Annotated in this window: 28 protein-coding genes and 1 pseudogene; 15 read left to right on the forward strand and 14 right to left on the reverse strand. The window is 34.8% G+C overall.

Annotated elements, in window-relative coordinates; all coding sequences use genetic code 11:
• Positions 1–41 precede the first annotated feature (41 nt).
• From GWJ01_RS15870 to rnd, 3 genes are all read left to right on the forward strand, one after another.
• Positions 42–638 carry a Slp family lipoprotein gene (locus GWJ01_RS15870; protein WP_109393830.1) on the forward strand — a complete coding sequence of 199 codons (597 nt, stop codon included), beginning with the start codon at positions 42–44 and terminating at the stop codon, positions 636–638.
• Positions 639–940: 302 nt separating this feature from the next.
• On the forward strand, positions 941–2,629 hold the full coding sequence (gene fadD / locus GWJ01_RS15875; RefSeq protein WP_109393829.1) for a long-chain-fatty-acid--CoA ligase FadD: 1,689 nt from the start codon (positions 941–943) through the stop codon (positions 2,627–2,629).
• Between the two features lie 99 nt (positions 2,630–2,728).
• Positions 2,729–3,847, forward strand: coding sequence for a ribonuclease D (gene rnd / locus GWJ01_RS15880; protein WP_109402353.1), 1,119 nt, complete (start codon positions 2,729–2,731; stop codon positions 3,845–3,847).
• Positions 3,848–4,220: 373 nt separating this feature from the next.
• Here the strand turns inward: rnd and minE are convergent, their stop codons facing one another.
• From minE to minC, 3 genes are read right to left on the reverse strand one after another with little or no spacing between them, the layout of a single operon-like run.
• On the reverse strand, positions 4,221–4,490 hold the full coding sequence (gene minE, locus GWJ01_RS15885; protein ID WP_023582089.1) for a cell division topological specificity factor MinE: 270 nt from the start codon (positions 4,488–4,490) through the stop codon (positions 4,221–4,223).
• A 3-nt stretch (positions 4,491–4,493) separates the two neighbouring features.
• On the reverse strand, positions 4,494–5,306 hold the full coding sequence (minD, locus tag GWJ01_RS15890) for a septum site-determining protein MinD (RefSeq protein ID WP_099660358.1): 813 nt from the start codon (positions 5,304–5,306) through the stop codon (positions 4,494–4,496).
• A gap of 22 nt (positions 5,307–5,328) precedes the next feature.
• Complete coding sequence (gene minC, locus GWJ01_RS15895) at positions 5,329–6,030, reverse strand: septum site-determining protein MinC (RefSeq protein WP_109393827.1); 702 nt, start codon at positions 6,028–6,030, stop codon at positions 5,329–5,331.
• Positions 6,031–6,163: 133 nt separating this feature from the next.
• Between minC and GWJ01_RS15900 the strand changes: the two genes are divergently transcribed.
• The 6 genes from GWJ01_RS15900 to GWJ01_RS15925 all read left to right on the forward strand — a co-directional run bounded on the left by GWJ01_RS15900 (position 6,164) and on the right by GWJ01_RS15925 (position 10,585).
• Positions 6,164–6,451, forward strand: coding sequence for a YcgL domain-containing protein (locus GWJ01_RS15900; RefSeq protein WP_109402368.1), 288 nt, complete (start codon positions 6,164–6,166; stop codon positions 6,449–6,451).
• Positions 6,452–6,475: 24 nt separating this feature from the next.
• Positions 6,476–7,603: a lytic murein transglycosylase gene (locus tag GWJ01_RS15905; RefSeq protein WP_109393826.1), complete on the forward strand. Its 1,128-nt coding sequence runs from the start codon at positions 6,476–6,478 to the stop codon at positions 7,601–7,603.
• A 54-nt stretch (positions 7,604–7,657) separates the two neighbouring features.
• Positions 7,658–8,314 (forward strand): fumarylacetoacetate hydrolase family protein, encoded by a 657-nt coding sequence (locus GWJ01_RS15910; RefSeq protein ID WP_109402352.1) that lies wholly within the window; start codon positions 7,658–7,660, stop codon positions 8,312–8,314.
• Positions 8,315–8,350: 36 nt separating this feature from the next.
• Positions 8,351–8,794, forward strand: a complete 444-nt coding sequence (locus GWJ01_RS15915; RefSeq protein WP_109393824.1) for a YcgN family cysteine cluster protein — start codon at positions 8,351–8,353, stop codon at positions 8,792–8,794.
• 58 nt (positions 8,795–8,852) lie between these two features.
• Positions 8,853–9,329 (forward strand): DUF6392 family protein, encoded by a 477-nt coding sequence (locus tag GWJ01_RS15920; RefSeq protein ID WP_109402351.1) that lies wholly within the window; start codon positions 8,853–8,855, stop codon positions 9,327–9,329.
• Between the two features lie 524 nt (positions 9,330–9,853).
• Positions 9,854–10,585, forward strand: a complete 732-nt coding sequence (locus tag GWJ01_RS15925) for a DNA/RNA non-specific endonuclease (RefSeq protein ID WP_227003169.1) — start codon at positions 9,854–9,856, stop codon at positions 10,583–10,585.
• An 82-nt stretch (positions 10,586–10,667) separates the two neighbouring features.
• On the opposite strand, the gene fetB is transcribed toward GWJ01_RS15925, so the two are convergent.
• From fetB to GWJ01_RS18955, 5 genes are all read right to left on the reverse strand, one after another.
• Positions 10,668–11,441, reverse strand: a complete 774-nt coding sequence (gene fetB / locus GWJ01_RS15930) for an iron efflux ABC transporter permease subunit FetB (RefSeq protein WP_109393821.1) — start codon at positions 11,439–11,441, stop codon at positions 10,668–10,670.
• Positions 11,442–11,491: 50 nt separating this feature from the next.
• Positions 11,492–12,142: an iron efflux ABC transporter ATP-binding subunit FetA gene (gene fetA, locus GWJ01_RS15935; protein ID WP_161711286.1), complete on the reverse strand. Its 651-nt coding sequence runs from the start codon at positions 12,140–12,142 to the stop codon at positions 11,492–11,494.
• Between the two features lie 161 nt (positions 12,143–12,303).
• Positions 12,304–12,507, reverse strand: coding sequence for an EamA family transporter (locus tag GWJ01_RS15940; RefSeq protein WP_109402349.1), 204 nt, complete (start codon positions 12,505–12,507; stop codon positions 12,304–12,306).
• Positions 12,485–13,417 carry an acyl-CoA thioester hydrolase/BAAT C-terminal domain-containing protein gene (locus GWJ01_RS15945; protein WP_161711287.1) on the reverse strand — a complete coding sequence of 311 codons (933 nt, stop codon included), beginning with the start codon at positions 13,415–13,417 and terminating at the stop codon, positions 12,485–12,487. The genes GWJ01_RS15940 and GWJ01_RS15945 overlap by 23 nt, the downstream gene beginning before the upstream one ends.
• 181 nt (positions 13,418–13,598) lie before the next feature.
• Complete coding sequence (locus GWJ01_RS18955) at positions 13,599–14,513, reverse strand: helix-turn-helix domain-containing protein (RefSeq protein WP_109393817.1); 915 nt, start codon at positions 14,511–14,513, stop codon at positions 13,599–13,601.
• A 90-nt stretch (positions 14,514–14,603) separates the two neighbouring features.
• Here GWJ01_RS18955 and GWJ01_RS15955 point away from each other — a divergent pair, with 90 nt between their 5' ends.
• From GWJ01_RS15955 to GWJ01_RS15965, 3 genes are all read left to right on the forward strand, one after another.
• The gene (locus GWJ01_RS15955; RefSeq protein WP_109393816.1) at positions 14,604–15,224 is read left to right on the forward strand and encodes a TetR family transcriptional regulator; all 621 of its coding nucleotides are present in this window, start codon (positions 14,604–14,606) and stop codon (positions 15,222–15,224) included.
• Positions 15,225–15,289: 65 nt separating this feature from the next.
• A complete protein-coding gene (locus GWJ01_RS15960) occupies positions 15,290–15,766 on the forward strand; it encodes an NUDIX hydrolase (RefSeq protein ID WP_098942684.1) in 477 nt (158 codons plus the stop codon).
• A gap of 520 nt (positions 15,767–16,286) precedes the next feature.
• Positions 16,287–17,885 (forward strand): methyl-accepting chemotaxis protein, encoded by a 1,599-nt coding sequence (locus tag GWJ01_RS15965; protein WP_109393814.1) that lies wholly within the window; start codon positions 16,287–16,289, stop codon positions 17,883–17,885.
• Between the two features lie 89 nt (positions 17,886–17,974).
• Here the strand turns inward: GWJ01_RS15965 and GWJ01_RS15970 are convergent, their stop codons facing one another.
• Entirely contained in the window at positions 17,975–18,973 is a 999-nt protein-coding gene (locus GWJ01_RS15970; RefSeq protein WP_109393813.1) for a 2-hydroxyacid dehydrogenase, read from the reverse strand.
• Between the two features lie 149 nt (positions 18,974–19,122).
• Here GWJ01_RS15970 and GWJ01_RS15975 point away from each other — a divergent pair.
• From GWJ01_RS15975 to GWJ01_RS15985, 3 genes and pseudogenes are all read left to right on the forward strand, one after another.
• Positions 19,123–21,759, forward strand: a pseudogene (locus tag GWJ01_RS15975) (YdbH family protein).
• Entirely contained in the window at positions 21,756–21,962 is a 207-nt protein-coding gene (locus GWJ01_RS15980; RefSeq protein WP_375804060.1) for a YnbE family lipoprotein, read from the forward strand. The pseudogene GWJ01_RS15975 and the gene GWJ01_RS15980 overlap by 4 nt, the downstream one beginning before the upstream one ends.
• A 10-nt stretch (positions 21,963–21,972) precedes the next feature.
• Complete coding sequence (locus tag GWJ01_RS15985) at positions 21,973–22,305, forward strand: YdbL family protein (RefSeq protein ID WP_109393811.1); 333 nt, start codon at positions 21,973–21,975, stop codon at positions 22,303–22,305.
• An 82-nt stretch (positions 22,306–22,387) separates the two neighbouring features.
• Here GWJ01_RS15985 and GWJ01_RS15990 read toward each other — a convergent pair whose 3' ends face one another.
• The 5 genes from GWJ01_RS15990 to GWJ01_RS16015 form a co-directional block, all read right to left on the reverse strand.
• Positions 22,388–22,939, reverse strand: coding sequence for a fimbrial protein (locus GWJ01_RS15990; protein WP_109402345.1), 552 nt, complete (start codon positions 22,937–22,939; stop codon positions 22,388–22,390).
• A gap of 26 nt (positions 22,940–22,965) precedes the next feature.
• The gene (locus tag GWJ01_RS15995; RefSeq protein ID WP_337247778.1) at positions 22,966–25,128 is read right to left on the reverse strand and encodes a fimbria/pilus outer membrane usher protein; all 2,163 of its coding nucleotides are present in this window, start codon (positions 25,126–25,128) and stop codon (positions 22,966–22,968) included.
• On the reverse strand, positions 25,125–25,334 hold the full coding sequence (locus GWJ01_RS16005) for a hypothetical protein (RefSeq protein WP_161711289.1): 210 nt from the start codon (positions 25,332–25,334) through the stop codon (positions 25,125–25,127). The genes GWJ01_RS15995 and GWJ01_RS16005 overlap by 4 nt, the downstream gene beginning before the upstream one ends.
• On the reverse strand, positions 25,324–26,019 hold the full coding sequence (locus GWJ01_RS16010) for a fimbrial biogenesis chaperone (protein ID WP_161711290.1): 696 nt from the start codon (positions 26,017–26,019) through the stop codon (positions 25,324–25,326). Before GWJ01_RS16010 ends, GWJ01_RS16005 begins: the two co-directional genes overlap by 11 nt.
• A 77-nt stretch (positions 26,020–26,096) precedes the next feature.
• Positions 26,097–26,645 carry a fimbrial protein gene (locus tag GWJ01_RS16015; RefSeq protein WP_157957608.1) on the reverse strand — a complete coding sequence of 183 codons (549 nt, stop codon included), beginning with the start codon at positions 26,643–26,645 and terminating at the stop codon, positions 26,097–26,099.
• Between the last annotated feature and the right edge of the window lie 25 nt (positions 26,646–26,670).

The following is a 26,670-nucleotide window of genomic DNA, read 5'->3' on the forward strand; positions in this document are numbered from 1 at the left end:
TTATAGAGTAACGTTAATATTGACTTGCAATGAGGTGGTTTATGAACAGACAATTAAACTACCGTTTGGTAAGCAAAGCGCTATTTTTATCTGGTGCTTTGTTTCTAGCGGGATGCGTCTCTATACCTGAATCAATAAAAGGTACATCAGCAACGCCAGTGACTAATTTAAATGGTGTTTTTGTTGCGCCTGAACTTTATATTGGTCAAGAAGGGCGTTTTGGTGGACGTGTGATTGATGTTAAAAATCTTCAATCATCAACGCAGCTAGAAATTGCCGTTATGCCTCTTTCTCAATACGATGCTGCGCCCGAATTACATCAACCTTCTGTTGGGCGTCTCTATGCTAATGTTATGCATTTCTTAGATCCCTCTGATTATAAAAATCAATACGTAACCGTTGTTGGTACTATCAAAGGTGTTGAAACTGGCAAAGTTGGTGAGGCTAGTTATCCATTTTTACGTATTGATGTGACAGGTATGAAACGCTGGACACTGACACAGCAAGTCATTATGCCCGCACCAGTTATGACATGGGGATATTATGGCGATGGCCCATATTGGGGTTATCACCATGGATATGGCGGTTATGGTGGATATCCATATGGAACTGGTCAGGTTGTGCCCGTTTTAGAATAAAAAGTGGGTATTAGATCGCATGACGATATAATATTTCACCTCCATTTGTGTAAAACGGTGTATAATCGATATCTATAATATATTAGGTAACTATCTAATAGAGTTATTAAAGTTGAATAAAAAATAAAAGAGAGGGCGGTTTTGACCGCCTTCTTTTTTGTTAATCTAAAAATAAAATATTTAGTGACACACTTCGCATCTTCACAACAGAAAATTGTTTGTGCTGGTAGGATGAGTTAATACTTTGTTAAAAATGAAACATAATATTAACCCAAGAAGTGCGATTAATCAGGAGTACTACTTTGGAAAAAGTCTGGCTTAAACGTTATCCGGCAGATGTTCCGGCTGAAATTGACCCGGACCGTTTCGCATCCCTTGCTGAGATGCTTGAAAACGCTGTCGCAAATTACGCAGATCAACCCGCCTTTATCAATATGGGCGAGGTCATGACTTATCGCAAACTTGAAGAGCGTAGCCGTGCTTTTGCAGCATACCTGCAAAATGGCTTAGGATTGAAAAAAGGTGATCGTGTCGCCTTAATGATGCCTAATTTACTGCAATATCCTATCGCGCTTTTCGGTATTCTTCGTGCAGGCATGGTTGTCGTAAACGTAAACCCACTTTACACACCAAGAGAACTTGAACATCAATTAAATGACAGTGGTGCAAGTGCCATTGTAATAGTCTCTAACTTTGCGCATACGCTCGAAAAAATTGTGTTTAATACCAGCATTAAGCACGTTATTTTAACTCGAATGGGCGATCAATTATCTCGTCCTAAAGCAACACTCGTTGATTTTGTTGTTAAATATATCAAACGATTAGTGCCTAAATATAACTTGCCTGATGCCATTTCATTTCGTAGAGCAATGCATTTTGGCTATCGTATGCAATATATTAAACCTGAAATTACAGGTGAAGATTTAGCCTTCTTGCAATATACAGGAGGCACAACGGGAATTGCTAAAGGTGCAATGTTAACGCATCGCAATATGTTAGCGAACCTTGAGCAAGCGAAAGCAGCTTATGTACCAGCGCTAAACGTTGGTAAAGAGCTGGTGGTCACTGCATTACCGCTGTATCACGTTTTTGCTTTAACCGTTAATTGTCTACTCTTTATTGAAATTGGTGGTAAAAACTTACTTATCACTAACCCTCGTGATGTGAAAGGTACAATTAAAGAACTAGGACGTTACCCTGTCACGGCAATCACTGGCGTAAATACTTTATTTAATGCTTGGTTGCAAAATCCAGAATTTCGTCAACTCGATTTCTCCAAATTGAATCTCTCCGTTGGCGGCGGTATGCCTGTTCAAAGTAGTGTTGCTAAAGAGTGGGAAGAGTTAACAGGTAAGCATTTATTAGAAGGTTATGGCTTGACGGAATGTTCTCCTTTAGTCACCGGTAACCCTTATAATCTGAAAAAATACAGTGGCAGTATTGGATTACCTGTACCTTCAACGGATGTGAAGTTTATGGATGATGAAGGTAACGAAGTTGACCGCACTGTAGGCGGTGAAATGTGGGTTCGTGGCCCTCAGGTAATGAAAGGTTATTGGAATCGTCCTGATGCAACTGATGAAGTCCTACATGATGGCTGGGTTGCAACAGGTGATATTGCCACAATGGATGACGAAGGCTTTATTCGTATCATTGACCGCAAAAAAGATATGATCTTAGTTTCGGGTTTTAATGTATACCCTAATGAAGTCGAAGAAGTCGTTACGGCACATCCTAAGGTTTTGGAGTCGGCTGCAATTGGTGTACCAAGCAAAAACTCAGGTGAAACAGTTAAAGTTTTCGTTGTGAAAAAAGATCCATCATTAACGGAAGATGAGATAAAAACGCACTGTCGTCGTTACCTAACAGGTTATAAAGTCCCTAAAATTATTGAGTTTCGTGATGAATTACCAAAATCAAATGTTGGTAAAATTTTACGCAGAGAGTTAAGAAATGAAGAAAAAGAGTTGAAAACCTCAACTGAATCTTGATACAACACTCAATAACCTTTTTCAATTTCGCCGGTTTATACCGGCGTTTTTGTGATTACATAAAAAAGTCATTAGACATAAAAACAAGAGAAACCTGTTTTGAATTATCAATTGATTACGACAGACACTGCACTAGATTCCGCCTGTAAAGCTGCTTCAGAGGCTTCAAAAATTGCTTTAGATACAGAGTTTGTCCGCATACGTACCTATTATCCTCATCTTGGTTTGATCCAGATGTATGACGGTAAACAGATCTCTCTTATTGATCCGTTAGCAATTAAGGATTGGGCTCCTTTCGTTGAGCTATTAACTAACCCGAGCATCATGAAGTTTCTCCATGCTGGAAGTGAAGATCTCGAAGTTTTTTCTCACCAGTTTGGTTGTGTTCCAACACCGATGATTGACACTCAAGTGGTGGCTGCATTTTTAGGGCATCCTATCTCTTGTGGTTTTGCGACATTAGTTGAGAAATATGAAAATATTGCACTAGATAAAAGTGAATCCCGAACAGACTGGTTAGCGCGCCCTTTAACTGAAAAACAGTGCCAATATGCCAGTGGTGATGTTTTCTATTTGCTACCTTTAGCTGAAAAATTAATTGAAGAAGCTGAAGAAGCAGGCTATATGGATGCGATCGCAGATGAATGTAAAATGATTGCAGAACGTCGACAAGAAACGGTTGTACCAGAGCTCGTCTATCGTGATATTAGCAATGCATGGCAATTAAAAGACCAACAATTAGCATGCTTACAAATGCTTGCTCAGTGGCGCTTAAATCAAGCCAAAGCTCGAGATATGGCATTAAACTTCGTTGTAAGAGAAGAACATCTATGGTCTGTTGCTCGTTACCTTCCATCCTCATTAGCAGAACTCGATGCATTATCGCTTTCAGGCCAAGAAATTCGTTGTCATGGTCGTCGTTTATTAGATTTTGTTGCTAAAGCTAAAGAAATTAAAGATGAAGATTGCCCAGAGCCTATTGGTAATTTAATTGAACAACCAAACTACAAAAAAGCATTTAAAGCGATTAAAGCGGTTATTCAAGAAATTAGTGAAGATAAACGCTACAACCCTGAACTGTTAGCTTCAAGAAGACAGATTAATCAGTTATTAAGTATTCATTGGAAAATAAAAGAAGGGCAACCTGAATTAACTTCACGTTGGCGTAAAGCATTATTAGAAGAAAAAGTGACAGAAATTCTGGCGCAATATCCATAGTCTTGCTGATTGTTTATTTTCTAATATTTAATCTCCTTAAAATAAAAAGGAATTGTTAGTTCCATAAATAAACAAAACAAAGAATAACAATAGGAGTCTCTTTTGAGGCTCTTATTTTTTGCACACAAAAAACACCTAAAGAAGGTGAAGGTAGAAATAGACTAAATAGATTATTGGTAAATGTAAGTATTATGACAAAATAATCGCTCTCCTGTGACTTATCACCAATGATTAAAATAGCAACAAGATATAGCGCTATTTGCGCATTCAGGTGTTTTCAATATGTATATAATTAAACACAGAGCCAATCAAATTGATTATAGTTTATGGCTGGCTCTGTGAATAATGACTTAGATAAAGCGTAAAATATGATTTACTTTGTAGGCTCTTCACTCTCAGGTAAAGTCACATTTAGCTCTAATACAGAGATATCATCGCCTTTTTGTTCAAATTGAACAGAAAGCATCTCTGGATCAATCTGTACATATTTACAGATGACACCTAATAAATCTCTTTTCATATCAGGTAAATAAGCTGGCTCGCTATCACCACGGCGACGTTCTGCCACGATAATTTGTAGACGCTCCTTGGCAATATTAGCTGTCGACTTTTTACGCGACAGGAAAAAATCTAGTAAAGCCATCTTTTACCCCCCAAAAAGGCGTTTCAGAAAGCCTTTTTTCTCTTCTTCAATAAAACGGAATGGATGTTCTTCACCTAACAAACGATTTACTGTATCTGAATAGGCTTTACCTGCATCAGATTCGCCATCTAAAATAACAGGTTCACCTTGGTTAGATGAACGTAAAACAGATTGATCTTCTGGAATAACACCCAATAGTGGAATGCATAGAATTTCAAGGACATCTTCCATACTTAACATATCACCACGGCTAACGCGGCCAGGATTATAACGAGTTAATAGAAGATGTTCTTTAATTGGATCTTGACCACGCTCAGCGCGGCGTGATTTAGAAGCAAGAATTCCTAAAATACGGTCGGAGTCACGTACTGATGATACTTCAGGGTTTGTTGTAATAATGGCTTCATCTGCAAAATAAAGGGCCATTAATGCGCCACTTTCAATACCCGCAGGAGAGTCACAAATAATAAAATCAAAACCCATCTCATCGAGTTCATCTAATACTTGTTCTACACCATCACGGGTGAGAGCGTCTTTATCTCTTGTTTGTGAAGCAGGGAGAATAAACAGATTTTCTGTACGCTTATCTTTAATCAATGCTTGATTTAAAGATGCATCGCCCTGAATAACATTAACAAAATCATAAACAACTCTACGTTCACAACCCATGATAAGGTCTAAATTACGTAACCCAATATCAAAGTCGATAACAACCGTCTTATGACCTTTTTGAGCGAGGCCGGTAGAAATGGCCGCGCTGGAAGTTGTTTTACCAACCCCACCTTTACCTGACGTAACAACAATAATGCGTGCCATGGAGTGATTCCTTGTCGATGCTCTAAATTAAGTTCTCGATTGTTAATTCATTCTCTTGCAGGCTAAGTTGTACTGATTTACCAACAAAGTCTGTAGGAATTTGGTCGCTTAGCCAATATTGACCAGCAATAGAAACAAGCTCAGCAGACAGATGTGTACAAAAAATATGGCTCTCTTTATCACCCGATGCGCCAGCAAGTACACGTCCACGCAATACACCGTAGATATGAACATTACCATCAGCAATTAATTCAGCGCCTGCACTCACATTACTAATAACAACTAAATCGCTATTTTGAGCATAAATGCGCTGACCTGAACGAACAGGAGTATGGATGATTTTTGTTTTTTGACGAACAGCTGTCGGTGCTTCATTCGTTTTATCGTTATTTGCCTGAGTGCTCGGCTTAACTATTTTACCTTCATTTAAGATAGGTAACTGTGCGGCAATTATCGCTTCTTTCTGTTGAGCGTCTGAACTACCACTAATTCCCACGACTCGTAAGCCAGCATCTTCTACAATTCGCCTCAGTTTTTTAAAATCAATATTTTCATCTGCTAAAGCAGAGACATTGATAACCACAGGTGCATTTTTCAGAAATTGAGGCGCTTGTGCAATTTTTTCTGAAATTGCCTGACGAATAACTTTCGGTGTTCCATCGTTTAAATGGAGTACTGAAAGGGTAAAATTACTGCCTTTTAACTCAATGGGCGTGTTTGACATCTATCTGACTCAGTAAATTTTTTATAATCTGGCACAAAAAACCAGAGACGATATTACGAAAGTATATAAGCATGTTATATTTACTAAAATATTCAGGCAAGTCGCTTATTTTAATAATTAGAGTTTAATGAAAATGATTTGTGCAATTTACCGTAGTACCAAACGTGATCAAACTTATTTATACATCGAAAAAAAGGGTGATTTCTCTCGAATTCCGGACGAATTATTGCAAAGTTTTGGCGAACCACAGTTTTCAATGTTGCTTAATCTCGCGGATAGACAGCGTTTAGCGCATGCTGACATTGAAAAAGTCAAAAAAGCATTAGTTGAGCAGGGTTTTTATTTACAAGTTCCGCCACCTGTCGAAAGTATGTTAAATGCTTATTTAGATGAATTAAAAAAATCAGAAAAAACTGAATAAATCATCGAGATAAAAGGAGCATAAATGTTCAAATATTCATTCATCGCTGTGATTGTTTCCGGTTTAATGTTATCGGCGTGTACTAATAGCCAACAAAAATTGGCTGAAAGACAAATTACTGCACCAGAGGCAAAGGCAGTTGAAACACAAAAAACGCCTCGATGGAAACAAGTGGATGTTGCATCGTTAGAACAAGCATTTCCTAAAGAAACTCGTATTTCTGCACAATTTCCTGCTTATGTTGAAGCTCTGAAATTGAAAGCTGCTCAGTTGGGATATAAACAAGAAACAATAGATTTTGCTTTTTCAGAAGCGCATTTTATTGAACGAGTGATTAAATCAGACCGTAATCAGCCGGAAAAGAAAATCACACTCGATGTTTATTTACCACGCATTGTCACTAACGGCCGTTTAAACCAAGGGGCTAAGCTCTATCAAGAGAATCAAGATACTCTAGAACAAATCAGCAAGAGATATGGTGTGCCTGCAAACTATATTGTTGCGCTATGGGGACTTGAGAGTGGCTTTGGTAAAGTGCAGGGCAAAGAAGATGTTGTTTCTGCACTTGCAACACTCGCATTTGAAGGTCGTCGAGAAGAACTCTTTACACGCCAACTAATGGCAGCATTGGAGATTATTGAGGAAGGGTATATTCCTCAAGGACAACGTCTCAAAGGCTCTTGGGCAGGAGCTATGGGACAAACTCAGTTTATGCCATCTTCTTTCCTAACTTATGCCGCAGATGGCAATGGTGACGGAAAAATTGATATTTGGAACACCCAAGAAGACGCATTTGCTTCGGCAGCTAACTATTTAGCGACGGAAGGTTGGAAAAGTGGACTTCCTTGGGGAGAACAGGTTACTTTAGCGGTAGATTTTAACCAACAGCTTGAAGGTATTAAGACCGAACAGAAAAAAACGGTCGCTCAATGGAAAGCATTGGGTGTTCAATTGCCTGCAAATAGTCAATTGAACGATGCTATGTCAACATGGTTAATTATTCCTGATGATGATTTGCACAGAAGCTATTTAGTGACACAGAACTTCCGTACGATTATGCATTGGAACAGCTCTTACTTTTTTGCTCTCAGCATCGTTACTATGGCTGATGGCGTTGCTAATAAAATAAATTCACTACCTAACGCGAGTTAATCGCGTTTTTTACAGTGAAATAAAACACAGCAATCTACCTAAAAGGAACACATTATGTATCAACATCGTGATTGGGAAGGTGCATTACTTGATTTTCCTGTCAATAAAGTGATTTGCGTTGGTAGTAACTATGCAAATCACATTAAAGAGATGGGATCCGTTCGCTCAGAAGAGCCTGTGATTTTTATCAAACCAGAAACAGCTATGTGTGATATTCGCCAACCTATTGCTATCCCAAAAGATATGGGTGCGGTTCACCACGAAATTGAATTAGCAGTACTGATTGGTCAGCCACTTAAACAAGCTAATGAAGATAGAGTTGATCGCGCAATTGCGGGTTTCGGTATTGGCCTTGATCTCACATTACGTGACTTACAAGGTAAATTGAAAAAAGCAGGGCAACCATGGGAAAAAAGTAAAGCGTTCGATGGCTCTGCACCATTATCTGGATTTATCCCTGTCAATTCATTTGGCGACCCACAAAACGCAAATTTAATGTTACGTGTTAATGACGAGATTCGTCAGCAGGGTAACAGTCGTGATATGCTAACCCCTGTTTTACCCCTTATCAGCTATATGTCTCGCTTTTTTACCCTACGTCCTGGTGATGTGATTTTAACGGGAACTCCGGAAGGTGTTGGCCCTCTAGAATCAGGCGATATGTTGGTATTAAGTGTTAATGAACATCAGCTGACAACGCGGGTTATTTAATTCGTATTAGATGAGCAATAAGGTAATAACGTAGAGATGACACAGGCTTTTTGGCAGACTAAAACATTAGATGAAATGAGTGATGATGAGTGGGAATCGCTCTGTGACGGGTGTGGGCAATGTTGTTTACACAAGTTAATGGATGATGATACTGACGAGATATATTTTACCAATGTCGCTTGTAATCAGCTAAATATTAAAACCTGCCAATGCAGTAATTACGAAGATCGTTTCCGTTATGAGCCAGATTGTATCAAGCTTACACGGTATAATTTACCGACATTTGAGTGGTTACCAATGACATGTGCGTATCGTCTGTTAGCAGAAGGCAAAACGTTACAAAGTTGGCATCCACTTATTGCAGGTAATAAAGCAAAAATGCACCAAGGTAATATTTCTGTAAGATATATTGCGGTGCCAGAAGCTGAAGTTGAAGATTGGGAAGATCATATTCTTAATCGTCCGAAAGGGCGTGGTTAATTTCTTATTTTCATTAAAAAGCTCCTTTATAGGAGCTTTTTATTAAGGAATGTAAGTAATGACAATAGATATTGCTGGGCTAATTGCCCAATTAGGGAAGAAGTATCAAGATGTTTACGATCAAAATTTAATTCCTTATAAGTCCAAACCTAAAAATGGCAGTTTGGCGATGAAAAAAGAATCTCTTCACTTATATTTTGAGCCCTATGGTGTCGGTTTAAGTGAAATCACGCTGACGCTATTTGATGAAAAAACAAAGCAATTTCATTTCCCCCATGCACTTCCTTTCGGGTTACAGCCATTAATGACACAAGAGTGGTTACATGCTCATTATGGAAAACCAATCCGCTTTGCTAAAAAGAAAATTGTGATGTCACTTCATTTGGGTGAAGCTGAAGTCTTTGAGTTACCCAATAATAATCAGGTTATTTTTATCGCCAGATACCCCTACATTGGTGAGAATGTGGTGATCTCGCTTACTTTCGAATTACGCGAAAGTTTAGAAAAACGGTGGGATGTTAACTACATAGCTTGATATTGCGTTAGTAACAAAAAACTCCCCTTTTAAGGTTAATAAGAGAATAAATCATTCACAAAATAATCTTTTTAAGAAAAACTATTGACTAAATGGGAAATGTAGTTCACTATTATTCTCATGGTGGGAAATTTGAATTTCACCAACCAGATGAATAAATGCCTCGCTTATGCGGGGCTTTTTGCATTCTAGGGTTGTGAAAATATCTGCCATATTTCGTAGCAAAATTCTGAGTCATATTCAGTGATTGAAACGTACATCATTATTAAAATGATGCGTTTTTCTTCGCCGTTTATTACCTGAATTTACTGAAAGAGAAGATTGGATTTTCTCTTATTTAAACATCAAGACTCGCTGCGGCGAGTTTTTTTGTTTCTTTATTTTATAAAAAGGAATTTTATATGAAACGTATTACTCCAATTGTTTTATCACTGCTTATGGTTTCAACCAGCTATGCTAATTCAGAAATGATGGTTGTGCCTGAACTTGAAACTCAATCATCTGTTGTTGCTCGTGATACTTCAATGCGTGCAATGAACGATGAAAATTGTGGTATTGGTTGTCCATTAGGAGGCAGTGAAACCACTATTCAACGCGATGTTTACACATTAAATAATAATAGTGAGAGCAAGTTTGCAGACTGGGTTGCTTATTTAGTGACTAAAGACAGCATTGGTAGTGGTAAAGCACGTAACTGGAAAAAAGATCCGGCTTTAGGTAATGATGAAACCTTATCGCCAGCGGATTACAAAAACGCTAATGCCACATTAAAAGTTGACCGTGGTCATCAAGCTCCTCTAGCTTCATTGGCTGCGTTACCAGGCTGGAATGCGCTTAACTATCTTTCTAATATTACACCGCAAAAAGCAGACTTAAACCAAGGTGCTTGGGTACGACTAGAAGATCAAGAGCGTAATTTGGCAAAAGAAGGTCACAAAGTCTTTACTGTTACAGGGCCTATCTACGAAAGAGATATGGGTAAGTTGCCAAGTACAGATAAAGATCACACAATTCCAAGTGCTTATTTTAAAGTGGTTTTTCTAAATGATTCACCAGAAAACTCCTCTTATGCGGCATTTATTATGGATCAACAAACACCGAAAAAAGCAAATTTCTGTGAATTCCAAGTAACGGCAGCAGAAGTGGAAGCTCGTACCGGTTTAACACTTTGGAGTCAGTTACCAGAAAGTGCTCAAGGTGTGAAATCTCAAGCAGGTGAGTTAGTCAAAAAAATGGGATGTACGGTATTAAAATAAGCTTTTAAACCGACTTCTCAGTAAGTAATAAAAAAGGTCACTTAATAAAGTGACCTTTTGTAATATTACTAAATAGCTATATTTAGCGGTTTTCAAAATTAATAAGCTGGTGGCGCTGATTAAAAAACTTCGTGTAGGTTAAATAGCAAGCAATAATAGTTGAAATACTGGCTGTTGCCATCAACATAAAAGTCACCATAATTTGATATTTAACAGCTTGTAATGGATCAACACCGGCAAATATAAGCCCTGACATCATACCCGGCAAACTCACAATACCGACAGTCTTTGCGGCATCAATAGTTGGTATTAATGAAGATTTAATGCTATCTCGAATAATACTCATTGAGGCTAATTTAGGTGTTGCACCAAGGCTTAACATCTCTTGCAATTGTTGCTGCTGATTTTGAAAACGTTGACCTAAATTATTATAACAAAGTCCCGTTGCTATCATTGCATTACCCGCAATCATCCCCGTAATAGGAATGATTTGAATGGGTGTAAAAGCAATGGAACTGGTGAGCAATAAAATAGTTAAAGTTAATAATGCCCCAGTTGTAATAGCAGTAAAAGAGATCAGAAAGATATCTTTGACGTATTTGCTCCGCTTTTTGGCGTTATGGGCTGCGTTATAGCAGATAAATAACACCATTAAGAAAGTAAGAATAAAATGGTCAACATGGAAAATATAGGTCAAGACATAGCCAACAATTAACAGTTGAACAATGGCTCTTGCTGTACTCCAAATGATATCTTTTTCTAAAGCTAGCTTTTCTTTGCGACTAATAAAAATAGCCACGAGAACTAATAAAAGCGAGAAAATCAGAGATTCATTGCTTATCGTATGTTCGTTCATAATATTATGTTCGCTCATAACAAAAGGGTGACTGATAAAGAAATAAAAAATCAGGCATCATTGTGAGAAGGTAATAAGATCACATCATCAGCATGTTTTATTTCATTTTGATCGTGAGTGACCCATAATACGGCGAGATTTTGATCTTTAACGTAGTGGTGAATAACATCATTCACTTTCGTTTTATTATCTTCATCTAATGCACTTGTTATCTCATCAAGTAATAAGATTTTTGGCATAAATTGCAGATTTCTTATCAGTGAAATACGTTGTTTTTCTCCTCCCGAAAGTTCATTAATTCCTTTTTTCATAATGGATGCAGGTAAACAAAAATAATCCAAATCATGCGCAAGTTTCTTATCATCCACCGAAAGTTTTCGTAAGAAATAAGGAAATTTAAGGTTATCGTAAACAGTCTCACCAAATAACATCGGTGTTTGAGTACAATAAGAAACCTGTTGGCGATATTCTTCGGGTGAAAACGTTAAATAGTCTTTATCTTCAAAGAAAATTGAACCACTGGTAGATGATAGTAGAGAAGCGACAATCTTGAGTAAGGTACTTTTACCACAACCTGAAGGGCCTGTGATAAGTTTAAATTCAGAAGGTTGAAGTTCAAAATTGATGTTATCAAGGATAGTTTTGTTATCGACCCGATAACCTATTTTATCAAGACGTAAAAGTGCAGTCGTGCTTTCCATTCTTATCCCAAACTTAAAAGAGAGAATAATTACCATTATATAGAATTAACGATATAAAGATCCTGCTTTAAATCAGTTAGTAAGCAATTTTGTTACTATTTAAGTATAGGATAATAAGAATGTTAGCCAATAAAAAAGATAAATTTATTTTTCTCGATTGCCTAAAAAAATACCAAATTGAATTTTGTTAAGAATAAAATAAAGAGCAGGCAGATAGTCGCGATAACAAAGCGTAATGTAGCAAGTAATAAACCATCAATTTCAGGTGAGATAACTCGCCTCGCAATAAAAGTCCCACCCCAAACGATAGAGACTAAGGCTAGTAATAAATAAGCCGTTAAATCACTCTTTGGATTGTTTTTCATATTGAGAGTACCAATGCTTTATATCATTGATTATTTCACTCGTTAAACGCTCGCCTTGTTCATTATAAAACCCATGATCTAACTTATCGTATTTAATAAACTTCACATTAGGTTGGTTGATATCTTGGCTTAATTGGTTAAATGCATCGACATTTACATTCGAGTCATTAAGTGTCTGAATAATTAAGATAGGAGTATATTGATTACTTTTAATAACATTAAGTAAATCAATAGCAAAATATTGTTGCCACCATGATTTACTATGTTCACTGACAAATTGCTCATCATCTATTTGATTATTTTTTATTGCATCAGCAAATTGCTGAAAGCCATTTAGCGCATCTTTAATGTGTTCTTTAGGTGTGGTAAGACGGATATTATAAAGAACATCATCAAGAAAAAAACGCCCCCCACCATTTAGCGCAATAGCCGCTTTTATATCATTGCGTTTAGCTACCACTAAATGCACCATCGTGGCACCTTCACTTCCACCAATTAAAATAATATTCGGATACTGTGACGATAATTTATCTAACACTGCTTCATAATCTTCAGTTCGCTGTTTAGGATTATCATGAAGCTTATAGCTTTTAGGGCAATCAACACGTTCACCATCATATTGAAAATAAGGTAATTGAGCGGTAATACCGTATTTTTCTACCATTAAAACATCACTATTGGGTAACCACTGACCGAAGATTTCTTGAGTAAATGTATTATTTTTAATGCTGTTACAGTCAGAGCCTTGCATTAACACCAATAGAGTTTGATTTTTTTCAGCTCGTTTATCCAAGTAATAGCTAATTTCACTGCCATCTTTACGTGAGAGTGAATGTGTCGATATTTCTGCATAACTAGCAAACGAAGGAAGCAAAAAAGTAGAGAGTAAAAATAGAAGTGAAGTGCGCATGATCGCCTGTTTGTTTTTGTAGGGGTGCAATAAAAAATTTTATTTTAATAATAAGTAAACAGCTAATTTAGTGAATTATTGTATAGAAACAAGTGATGTAAAATTTATCGCACAGATAGTCTCTATAAAATTAATCCACTCTTAATATAATAGCCTGAAAATTCAGGCTATCTGGAGATCTTTAATGAATAGGAACGAAATAATCAATCTCTAAGGTTTTTGGCAATTCCATTAAATCAACATCAGTTTCTATACTGACATATCTTTCAATATCAGCACCTAAACGACGACATAAACCTAATGCGGGAAGGGTATAAAAATAAATTTTCATCGCAAACTGTTTATATTCTTCTAGAGTTCCCTTAAATTGGAATCTGACATAACGTCCTGCCTCAATCACTCTTTTTCTAAAACCACTGGTTTTTGTAAAATGATCTAAGCTATTTAACCCAATTTCATAATCAATCTGGATTTTATTTTTACGCAATGTGTTCGGTTGGTATGAGATAAGCACAGTACTTTCTGTAAAGTTTTTATCCGTATACAGTAAAAAATCATTCCAAAATTGGTGACGAATATCTTCGTGTAATTTACCTATATCTTCGATAGAGCAAAAATACTGATATTGCATCCCATAAACATAACTTTCAGGTAAATCCATAATTTTAGGAATAGGCAAATCAACAACATCAAAATTGATTGGTGGCTGAAAGTTATCACCACAAAGATTATCTAGTTTACGATATTCTGTGGGTGTTACACCAAAGGTCGCTTTAAAACGACGCGTAAATGATTGCTGGGAATCGAACTGATAACGTAATGCTACAGTCAGAATAGGCAATTTAGTTAATCGTAATTCGGTTGCCGCTTTTGTTAAACGTCTTCCTCGAATATACGAAGCAAGTGTTAATCCTGTTGCTTGTTTAAACACGCGTTGTAAATGCCATTTGGTATAACCAGAACGGATCGCAACATCATCAAGTAGCAACGGTTTTTCCAGATTCACCTCAATCCAGAGAAGGAGTTCTTTGATAATTTCTATATTAAAAGTGGATAAGGTATTTGAGGGGATAAGCCCATTGTACTGAGATGACATGATAATTTCCTGAAAATATTTTGTTCAGTTTACACGAAACTGATACCCATATATTATTACATACTTATGGTATGTTTTAAGGGTTTTATCATGAAAATAAAATCACGGCAACAAGAGAATTCAGAGCAAACGCGCACTGCATTACGTGAAGCTGCACAAGAATTATTTATAAATCAGAACTATTGTGATGTTTCCGTTGATGAAATATCACGTCACGCAAGAGTAACGAAAGGGGCCTTTTATCACCACTTTAGTAATAAGAAAGCACTATTAAAAGAGTGCTACCTTTTTCAGGTTGATAAGGTCGTCGAAAAACTGGTTCAGATTCCTACCTATGATGATAAGTGGCAAGAGTTAGAGGTTATTTTTAACTTCTGTGTTGATCATATTTATCAACATAAAGATAAGCTGATTCCCTTACAAGAAATAATTTCCGTTCTAGGTTGGAAAGAATGGGATGAAATTGATTCACAAATTCTTATTCCTCGAATTAAAAAATGTGTAGATACCCTCTATAACAAACAAGAAATTTGTACCTATTCTCCTGATATTGTCGTAAATTTAATTTATGGATTTGTCACGCATATCGCGATTAATTTAAAGAATGAAGCTACATTACCTGAAAATGCCTGTAAGGAGTTTAAAACGATATTTTCTGATTTTTTAATGGGCATAAAACAATCTTCAATAAATGCAAAAAATCATAAATAGCACAAAAATAGTGATAGGTTGATGTACATTGGATCAAAATACACAAAACAAAGGTTCAGAACATTATGACAATAGAAGTGCCTAAGAGCCATTTCACCGCAACGGGCATTGTATTCAATGAGCAAGGCAAATTCCTTCTCCATTTGCATTCTAAAATAGGCTGTTGGTTACCACCAGGTGGTCATATAGAAGAAAATGAAGAGCCACAAGATGCAGTATTAAGAGAAATAGAAGAAGAAACAGGCTTACTGTGTGAGTGTCTTTGTTATCAACCTGAATTTAGTCTTAACCTAAATAACAATGATGTTATTGAACTTGTAAAACCCCTCGCCATTTTAAAAGAACCCATCCACGATAAAAAACAAGGATTTCATTATCACATCGATATGATTTACCTTTGTAAACCGTTAAAAAATAGCCAATTAACAAATAAATCTTTTCAATGGCTTTCTTTGGATGAAGTTAAAAAATTAGAAACCCCATTAAATGTGATAAGACTTATTGAACTAACTGAAAAACTATTAATAAAAAAAATTATTTAAATTTCTAAATAAAACTAAATTACTCATAATAAATAAACAATAAAAGCAGTTTTTAGAAACTGCTTTATTTTTATTGGAAACAAATTATTTTTAAAACTCACTATAAACTAACTTTGAAGTTAAATAAATTAATGTTAATAGGTGAATATACCTATTAAATATTAATGTAAAAATACACGAATAAAATTTCAAAAACTAAAAAATAATTAATAAATTATCTTTTTCTGAGTAAAATTATCGTCATCGCAGGATATTGTATAGTTAATTTTTATCTAGGTGGATAAAACAATCGTTTATTTCATAAATGAAAAATGATTTCCACTGGACTCTAAAGTTTTTCCTCATTATTACCGACATTATAAACAAAGGCAGATCCTACGTGCCTTTATATTCTAATGAATAAATTTTAGCCTTATTTTATTTACACCAGGGAATATGCTCTTTGTCAGAGAAAGAGTGCATTCTGATATCTTACAAATGTACAGATAAAAAATTCTGTATATTTTGATGGAATATGACCATGTTTAAAAATATCAGTATAGAAAAGACCGTTAAGGTCATGCTGGCCATTTTATTTGCGTTGATAATGAGCATTATTTATTTTAGTTATGATGCTTCCACTCGATCTTATAATAATTTCGTTTCATCAAATAACCTAAGCCAGCAAATGTTACTTATGGGCAAAGCGCGATATCAAATGGCCGTGATCAGGGCAAATATTAATGGGTTAGATGGACAATTACGGGTTAATGAAAAACCTTCAGCAAAATATTTTCATCAAACCACAGAATATATTGAAATAACGCGTGAAGAGATCCACCGTTGGGCGGATGCTGAAAAGCTGACAATAGAAGGGCGTGAGTTGGCCGATGAAATGACAAAGCGTTTTGATGAATTGCTTGATATTTTCACTGGTGCACTAGAGAGATTGCGTAGAGGTGAGCTAACAACACACTCTGCCAGTGTTAAAATGGATGAGCTCAATGATATCACGATGCAATATTACGCCGTGGCTAATGGTATCGAAAATAGCTATATCGATATTGCAAAAACATCTCAAGAACGTTTAATGCTGGTATCAATCACGACAGGCGTTATTGTTATTCTCTTATTTTTCATTATATTACGTTGGTTTTCCCATACCTTTATTGGCAATATTAAAATATTAATCAATATTTTTAGTAAGATGAGCCAAGGCGATTTAAGTATGCGTGTAGATAATCACGGTACTAATGAGTTTGGTCAGTTATTCAATGAAATGAATAAAATGAAAAACTCATTAAGCCATATGATCTCTTCCGTGAAAAATGCCGTTAATACTATCAGTGTTAGTGCAAGCGAAATCGCGACAGGAAATACAGATTTATCATCTCGAACTGAAGAGCAGGCTAGCGCATTACAAGAAACTGTTGCCAGTATGGAGCAAATTAAAACAACAGTTGAGAAAAATGCGGATAACTCGCGTGAAGCAAGCAAATTAGCACTAACAGCAACGGCATCTGCTCAAAATGGCGAAAATGTGATGGATAGCGTGGTAGAAACCATGTCTTCAATCTCTGAAAGTGCGAAGAAAATTGCAGACATCAATGACATTATTAATAGCATTGCCAATCAAACAAATATTTTGTCATTGAATGCGGCAGTTGAAGCGGCAAGAGCAGGTGAGCAAGGTAGAGGATTTACCGTTGTGGCATCTGAAGTGCGTAGTTTAGCGAGTCGTAGTGCGGAAGCTGCGAAAGAGATTAATGACTTGATCACACATTCTGTTAATAAAGTGCATGTTGGCTCTCAGCAAGTTGCTCAAGCTGGACGCTCAATGTCAGAGATCGTCACGACGATAAACCAGGTGAATGACTTTATGCAACAGATTGCCCTTGCTTCAAATGAACAAAGTATGGGGATTAATCAAATCGCATTAGCTGTTAGTGAAATGGATACTGTTACTCAGCAAAATGCGGCATTGGTTGAAGAGTCAGCTGCTATCACAGCGAATATGGATGATGAAGCTCATCAATTAGCTAAATTAGTTTCACAATTCAAAGTAGACGAAGAGAAAGAAACACTTTCACGCTTTGAATCAACGCAATCAGCAGAAGCTATCGATACTCAACAAAAATAAGTGGCGTATCGCTAATCAATAAAATAAGCCCCCTTTGCTAATTTATGGCTAAGAGGGCTTTTTGTTACATATCTTCTTAATGCTTAAAATTAAGCTTTGATCTGATTAACGCATTCATTACCTGAAGCAACGTCTTTAATATTGTGCAGTGTTGTTTCGCTAATACTAATTAATGCTTCTTCCGTTAAGAAAGCTTGGTGTCCTGTAAATAACACATTATGACAAGAAGAAAGACGACGGAAAATATCATCTTGAATAACATCATTTGATTTATCTTCAAAGAAAAGGTCACGCTCATTCTCATAAACGTCCATTCCCAAAGCACCAATCTTACCTTGTTTTAATGCATTAATAGCAGCAGCAGAATCCACTAAAGCACCACGACTGGTGTTAATAATCATCACGCCATCTTTCATTTGTGAAAAAGCGGTTTCATTTAATAGATGATGATTATCTGCGGTTAATGGGCAATGTAACGAAATAACATTAGAATTTGCATAGAGTGTTGCTAGATCGACATATTCGGCACCTAAATCAAGTACTGCTTGATTTGGATAAGGATCATAAGCAAGTAATTTCATGCCAAAGCCTTTTAATATGCGCAATGTTGCTAATCCTATTTTACCTGTACCAATAATACCAGCAGTACGATTATGCATATTAAAACCAGTTAGGCCTTCTAATGAGAAGTTTGCATCACGAGTACGTTGATAAGCTCTGTGTATACGACGATTAAGTGATAGCATCATACCAACAGCATGTTCTGCAATAGCCTCTGGTGAATAAGCCGGCACACGAACAACTGTTATTCCTAATTCAGCTGCAGCTTCTAAATCGACGTTATTGAATCCTGCGCAGCGTAATGCGAGGATGCGTATATTAAGGCTAGCAAGCTCTTGTAAAACCGCTCGATTTGCATCGTCATTGACGAAAATGCAAACAGCATTAGCACCAACGGCATTTTTTGCGGTTTGTTCTGTCAAATTAAAATCGAAATATTCAATATCATAATGGTATCCATTATGTTGATTGACCCATTCCATGTGCTTACGATCATAATGTTTAGTACTATAGGAAACGATTTTCATCCAGTCTTCTCTACTCTCGATTAAATTTTTATTCAGAGGCTGGAAAAACAAGAATTATCCAGCCCCAATATGAAAGAAATTAATATTATCATTATAAACAATTTAGCGAGGTAAGTGGATGATTCAGGTTTGTTTAAAAGGAATATGATGTGTTGTTAAGAAAAACAATCAAATGGACAGGGACGATACTACTAGGCACAGGTCTAATTGGCACTGCTTTATGGGCATCTATTCCTCGTTGGTTGCCCGTGGTTGCTCACTATTACTTGCCTGAAGGTGTAACACTTTCTTTATCACAGCCCAAGTTACAGCGCATAGGCGTTTCAATTGAAAATATCGCATTAAAGGCAGAAAGTTGTACTTTAGCTAGTCTTGATAACTTTGTTTTTACTTATCAAAAAGAGCAAATTGACAAACTTCAATTTAATAGCCAGCAACTCGTCATTGATGAACAATGTTTTTCAATGATGCCAGCAAGTAAACAAGAAGAAACGGCCACTGTTCCACTTGATATAAATTCTCTATTAACTTCAATACCTTATTTATCCGTCAATATCGATAATGTACTCTTAAAAGAAAATGCTCGTTATCAAGGAGCATTACAACTAAAAACACAAAATAATGGGCGACTAATTACTTACCAAGGAGAAAATGCTCAACTTGGTATTTCTATTAGAGATAACCAGTGGCTTGATATTAAACAGCTTAAAGTGAATTTACCTGATGATAATAATATCGAATTGGCAGCCGAAATAGCGCTTCCTCTAGATATCGCGTCATTACCTGAAAAAGGTACCATCGATGCAACGTTATTAACTTCTCACTATGAACATCCGTTAGTTTTTGTTCTTGAATGGGTTGGACAATCTGGCACTATTTCAATTGCTGAACAAGGTGGAGGCCATGCACTGGCTTTATTACCTTGGACAGTCACTCCTGAAAATATCGTTATTAAGCAAGGTCGTTGGGAATGGTTTGGATTAGACCAACCTTTACGAGGTGGTGTAAATATTAATATCGCACAATGGCAAAAAGGATTAACGGATTTAAGATTAACTGCACGATTAAACGTGATGACGGAAGGTAAAGCAGGGAAAGGAAATTTGGTGATATCGATCCCCGAAACGACAGTAAATTGGATAGATGCACAAATCCCTATTCAAATCACCGGTGTTGTTAATAAAGAATTAATGCAAGCCAGCGCGCAATTACCTGTTAAAGTCACTGGCATGTTGACAGATCCTACTATTGAATTTCAACCCGGATCTTTGTTTCGTTTTAAAGGGCCAGTTACTGAAACACTGACTGTAACAGATGCTCGTTTACCTTTAGCTGGAACCACCTTTTCATCAAAAGGCTTTAATGGACGTTTAAATGCGATAGTCGTCGCCCAAGACAGTATTTGGGGAGATTACCGCATTCATTTTCAAGGTAAAGCAATTGATTTCTTACCTGATAATGGAACTTGGCAATGGCGTTATTGGGGAGATGGAAATTTACTACCGTTAAAAGCGCATTGGGATATTGCAGGAACAGGTTATTGGGCTGATAAATTAGTGAGTTTTGAGAAACTCAATACAGGTTTTGATGTTTTAAAATATCAACATACTACAATGACTGCGCCACGATTATCTTTATTAAGCCCATTTCGTTGGTTCAGAGATGATAAAAAGCCAACATTTAATGGAAAGCTAAAATTAACGAGTCAACGTATTGATTTCCCTGCTGGTGGTTTTTTAGATAAGGCGGATTTTATTGCTACGGTCAGTGGTGAATCACCTTTTAATTTTAATGTAAAAGGTGAGTTAAACGCTAAACCTAATATAGGACCAATTGCAATTAATACACGTTGGGATGGTGCTAGACTAAGAGGGCAAATGCGTTGGCCTTCACAACCAATTAATGTTTTTCAATCACTAATACCTGCAGATTTAGGCATTACCCTTGATAAAGGTGAATTGTATACACAAGCTGATTTTTCTATTGCACCAGAACAAGGATTAGTTGCTGGTGGGCATCTTGTTGTTAGACAGGGCGGAATGTGGCTTAAAGATGGTGTCTTAGAAGGTTTAGATTTTATCTTACCTTGGCGTTTAAATAGGGATGAATGGCAATTAGGGGTTAAACAACCCGTTCAGTTACGAATAAAACGAGTTAATAACCTTTTTGAAATGACCGATATTACGGCAGATCTCCAAGGCTTTTATCCAGCAACTGAAAGTAAACCACTAATCTTATCTAACGTTAATGTCGCAATGCTGGATGGAACAATATCTTTAGCAGAATTAACGATACCACAACATGATGCTGCGATTATTTCTATTGATAATATTCAATTAAGTCATCTGTTTACTCTATTAAAAGTGACTCAGTTTGCAGCGTCAGGTAAAGTGAGTGGTGAGTTTCCATTCTTTATTAATAATAATCAATGAATTATTAAAAATGGTTGGCTGGCTAATTCATCTTATCTAACGTTAAGACTTGATAAAGATTTCGTTGATTCAATTGATGATAACAATATGTCAGCCGGTGTTGCTATGGCATGGTTGCGTTATCTAGAGATCAGTCGTTCTTGGACGCGTGTTAATTTAAGCAATTTGGGTGAGTTAGTGCTAGAGGCTGAAATTCAGGGAACGAATCCTTTAGAGGATAAACGCCGTCAGGTTAATCTAAATTATCGACATGAAGAAAATGTCTTCCAATTATGGCGAAGTTTACGATTTGGTTCACAATTGGAAGAGTGGTTAGAAAAAAGCTTATCAGATTTAGGGAGTGAGTCAGAGTGAAACCATTATTCTTTAAAAAACTATTTTTATTAACGGCCATGGTAATGGGAATATCAATGTTAACAGGATGTATTCGATTAGAAGTCGCGACACCTGATAAACCTATAAATATTAATATGAACGTAAAAATTGAACATGAGATTAATGTAAAAATAGACAGACAAGTTGAAGATCTCTTAAAAAATAACAGCGCCATTTTTTAAAGGGTAAATGATGAATTATAAAAAATATCTCTTAAGTTTTGGGCTAATAATAGCTTTAACTGGTACAAATGCTATCGCATTAACACTTGATGAAGCGAGATCACAAGGGTTAGTAGGGGAAACCTTCAGCGGTTATATTGAACTTGTACAAACAAATAACAAACAAGCGCAACAACTTGTTGATGAAATCAATCAAGCTAGAAAAGCAAAATATGTTGAAGTTGCTAAAACTAACCAAGTAACACCAGAATCAGTGGCTCGACTTGCAGGTGAAAAATTAGTCGCAAGAGCTAATGAAGGTGAGTATGTTAAAGGTATTAATGGTAAATGGGTAAAAAAATAGTAACTCTTTAAATAAGCATTTAATTCCATTAAAAGCACGATCTATTATAAATAGCTATCGTGCTTTTCCATAATTGAAATCACTAACTATCGTCAAATGTAACAACATCATCATTTATTTTTATAGTAAACTGAATATCGGATTGTATATAACCGGGTTTTGGAGGTGTATCATCTTTTTTTACATAATTAGCAAAAAAATAAAACTCAACTTTTCCATCAATGAGATCCTCAACAAATTCATTTTCTTTATTAAGATCTAATGGTCTTTGTTCTTCATTGTATAATAATTGAAATGCAATATTAGCACTTGCACTATCATCAGTGAACTGATTTTTTAAATAACCGGTATTACTATCAATGCTTGAATTTTCAATTTTTAAACGAACTTCGCCATGGCTTTTCGAACAGTCATTTATAGTAATAATAATGATGTGGCTATCAGTATCGGCTAATGTCCCCACTTCATGTGATGAAAAATCATTTTCATTAATAGAAATCTTATCGCTAATGTTTTCATAGATATAATCAATATCACAACTTAAAGGAATTTTATGATCACCACGTCTAGGTTCTGATGATAGTGAAAAAGAGATAAATAGTAACGTAATTATTAAATAGATGGTTTTTTTCATATTTTTCTTAATAGAGATAACTTAGTTTAAATACAATTGATTTCTTTTTTTATTAGTGTGGTGTTCTTTTCATTATTATCAATTTCATAAATAAATTGACACTGTTTATCTTCTCCCCATTTTACTTTTACTAATCCATTCTCTGTAATACCAGAAAGAAAAATAATATTATTTTCTGATACTAACCCATGAGAAATAATATTACCGTTTTTATCGAATGTGGTGACTGTCGATGCAAAGGGAAGTGGGGTTGTTGATTTAAAAATAACACGATAACCAATTTTTATTGGGAAAGTTATTTTAGATACTGCGCCTAATGTGGGAATAATATTTTTGCTATAAATTTCGGTTTCTGCTTGTTGCGGTAATGTCGTTGCATTTAATTTAATATTATTTATTCGATAAGGTGTTATGTTATTTAAAATTAGATTTCCAAAAATATCTGATTTTGTTTTTGTTGAAAATGATGTTTTAATTCCAGATATTCCTTGAGTATTAATCAGTGCAAATGTTCTACCTAAACGAGGAGTGAGAGTAATACCATTAGAATGAAGAACAATTCCTCCATTAATAGAAACATTGTAATTATAACTATCTTCCATTTTGTTCATATTAAATGTGTAAGATTGATAGTTGTTTTGATAACGGGCATTGGTAGAAAAACGGTTGGACTTTCTCTTCTCATTATAAGTATGTTGATAATTTACTGAATATCCTAAATTATAGTTAAGCAGAGCACCTCCAATGTTGGTCGTGTTGATATAATGTTTTTTCTTATTTTGATAATTTGTTTGATTATTAAACCAATTATAGTGATCACTATTATTACCTAATGGTATATGGAGATTGAGTGAGAAGGAATGATCAAAAATAGATTTGTCTTTTTTAAATTCATATTTAAGATTATAGTTTATTTTATTTATTGAGGATGAAAAAGAAGTACCTAATTCAAAGTTTTTAGATATATTTTCATATGTTTTTTCGTGATACCGACAAGAAAGATAACCTAAGTCATTAATATTTTGTGATACAGAAACCGAATAATTTCTTTTAATACTATCTTTTTTTTGAAAATTATCTAAATAATGATAAAAAGATATTCCAGAAGTAAAGTAGGTTTGTGTTTTTGACATGCTTTTTTGATAACGAAATTGATATTTTAATTTATCTCTACTATTTTCATAACTTAAATCTGTTGCTAAACCACCCAATATACCTAAATCAAGAGATAGTCCAGATAGATAATTCATATGGGTATCTCGTTTTTTTATTGCGCTATATGAGGTGATCCTTTGACTAAGACCATATGAAAATTCACTTAAAAGGAAAATAGAATGTTCTTTATGGCTATTCTTAGCTAATGTACCGGAAATAAAATTATATTGATAACTACCTTTATTTAGTTGATTAGGTAATGATGTGAAATAATGTGTTGATATTTTTATTCTTCCATCTGCTTCTTTAACTTCTAGACTGAGTTTTTCACTCCCTAAAACAGGTAATGAATTTATAATAAAAGGACCAGGGGGAACAGTGCTTTCATAAATAACTTTGTCACCTTGTTTAATCATTACTTGAGCTTCTGTATCAGCAATTCCTTCAATAATAGGTTTGTTAGCATAAAGAGTATTACTTGAAATTAAATTATTGGATATTAATTGAAAGCCAATTATTTTATCTGTTGGTAATATTCGTGTTGTGGGTGAAAACTTACCTCCATAAAAAAGAGCAGAAAAAGAATTAATTTGGCGATAGGTATATATTGATGAAAGCTTCGATTGGTAACGGTTTTTATTCCAATAAAAGTTGTTCTGACTGCGTATGCGCCAAGCACCAAAATTAAGGCCTGTTTGTAAATTGAGTTTTTGTTCTAGTGCTTTTTTTTGATGATGTCTAATTGAATAGGAGTATTGGCTAAATAGTGCAGTGATCCCATTATCCCAATCTTTTTTATCGGTAATATAATTATCTTTTTTTATTAATGCTTTTTGTGGAATAATTAAATTTAATTTTTGATTTGAAAAAGAGTATTTAAAATTAATTGAATGGTCACTTAAAGGAATTATATCTTGATATTCTTTTTTTATTGAATAAAAATCGATATCAATACCAAGAGAAATTAAATCACTAACAGAGATACAAGGGGTTAACTTGTTGTCTATATTTTTAAAGTAAAGAAGTTTTGCTATTTTTTTCTATTATTGATATAAATTATAGAATGATAAAAACCTTCAGGTTTTTTATTTTCAAGTAATTGTTTAATCGTTTCTTTATCAATATTAGAAAATGCATGAGCATAAATAGAGAGTGAACTATCTTGAGCTATAGTATTTTTGTTATAAATGGAAATTAAAATAAAAAATACTGCTTTTGTTTTCATATGATTAATAATCATTAATAACTTCCTTGTCTACTGCCTCTATTTCAAGACCATATTGATTAAATATTTTCCATTTTACGACCCCGTTTATTAAAATTTCTTTTTTTGTATTATATTTCTTAAAAGGAGGGATTGTTTTACTTTCATTAATTGTTAAAACATCATCACAAGAAATTGAAGATAGAGTAATAAAATAAGGTGTGGGATTATTTATAATAAATTCATTATTTTTATTTTTTAAAAACTCAATTTTTTTATAAGCATATTTCGCATCTTTTTCTATTGATAAAGGTCTATATATTAAGTTATATACAGAATTTAAAGAGACATGTAACATGTTTTTATTGTTGTCGGAATTTGATAGAATCGGTATTCTTTTAATGTTTATTCTATATAATGTCTCTCTGTTTTCTTCTTTTATTTTATCGTTTTTAAGTATTTTTAAAGAAAAGGTTTCATCTTTTTCCATCTTAATAAGAGGAGGGGTTATCATAAAAGGAATTTCATTATTATTTTCTTTATCATAATGTGTAATCCAACTTTGTATAAAATAATCACTATTTGTTTTGTTATTTATTTCAATTGTTTCTTGATTGATACTTTCAATAAAAATAAATTTATCTTTATTTATTTCTATTGATGATTGACTATATGTGGGAAATATGAAAAATAATACGAAAAATTTAAATTTTTTAAACATATTCTTTTGCTAGTTAAAGTAGAAAGTATAAATATTAAAACAAAGCTGGTATTCCAGCTTTGTTGATTTATAGAGTTTTAATCCATAGCAATATCACTATATATAACATCAAAAGTTAAAGAGGATGATACCGCACCTGGTGTCGCATCTATGCCATTAGGTTTCATATAGTTAACGTCAAATAAAAATTGTGCGCTGTTATTTCCTTTATCCACATTAACTTGAAATTCATCAGGTTTTTCATTATCTAAATTAATGATGTTTTTATCAGTATCAAAAATAGCAACCTCAACATTGCTACCATTATCAGCTAAATTTTTCAAACGCATATTAGTTTGTTTTTCTATTTTTAATTGTAATCTATTAATGTTGTCTTTACAGTTAGTAAATTGAATCGAAAGGGGCTGAAATGCAGTGTTGGCGATATCATCATTACCAAAGTTATTCTCTTGAACCGGTAGTAATTCAACGGGTTTTATTGCCTCTAGTTGACATTTTGGACTCGGTGTAACAGAACCATTAATTGTAATTGTTCCTACATTTTTTTCTGTATATTCAGCAGCATTTGATTGAATTGATAAAAGAGTCGTAGATAGAATAAATAATGAGAGTATATTTTTTTTCATCGTAAGTTCCATTTATTGAATTAAG

It is taken from the genome of Proteus sp. G2618 (assembly GCF_009915995.1).
Taxonomy (GTDB): Bacteria; Pseudomonadota; Gammaproteobacteria; order Enterobacterales; family Enterobacteriaceae; genus Proteus; species Proteus terrae.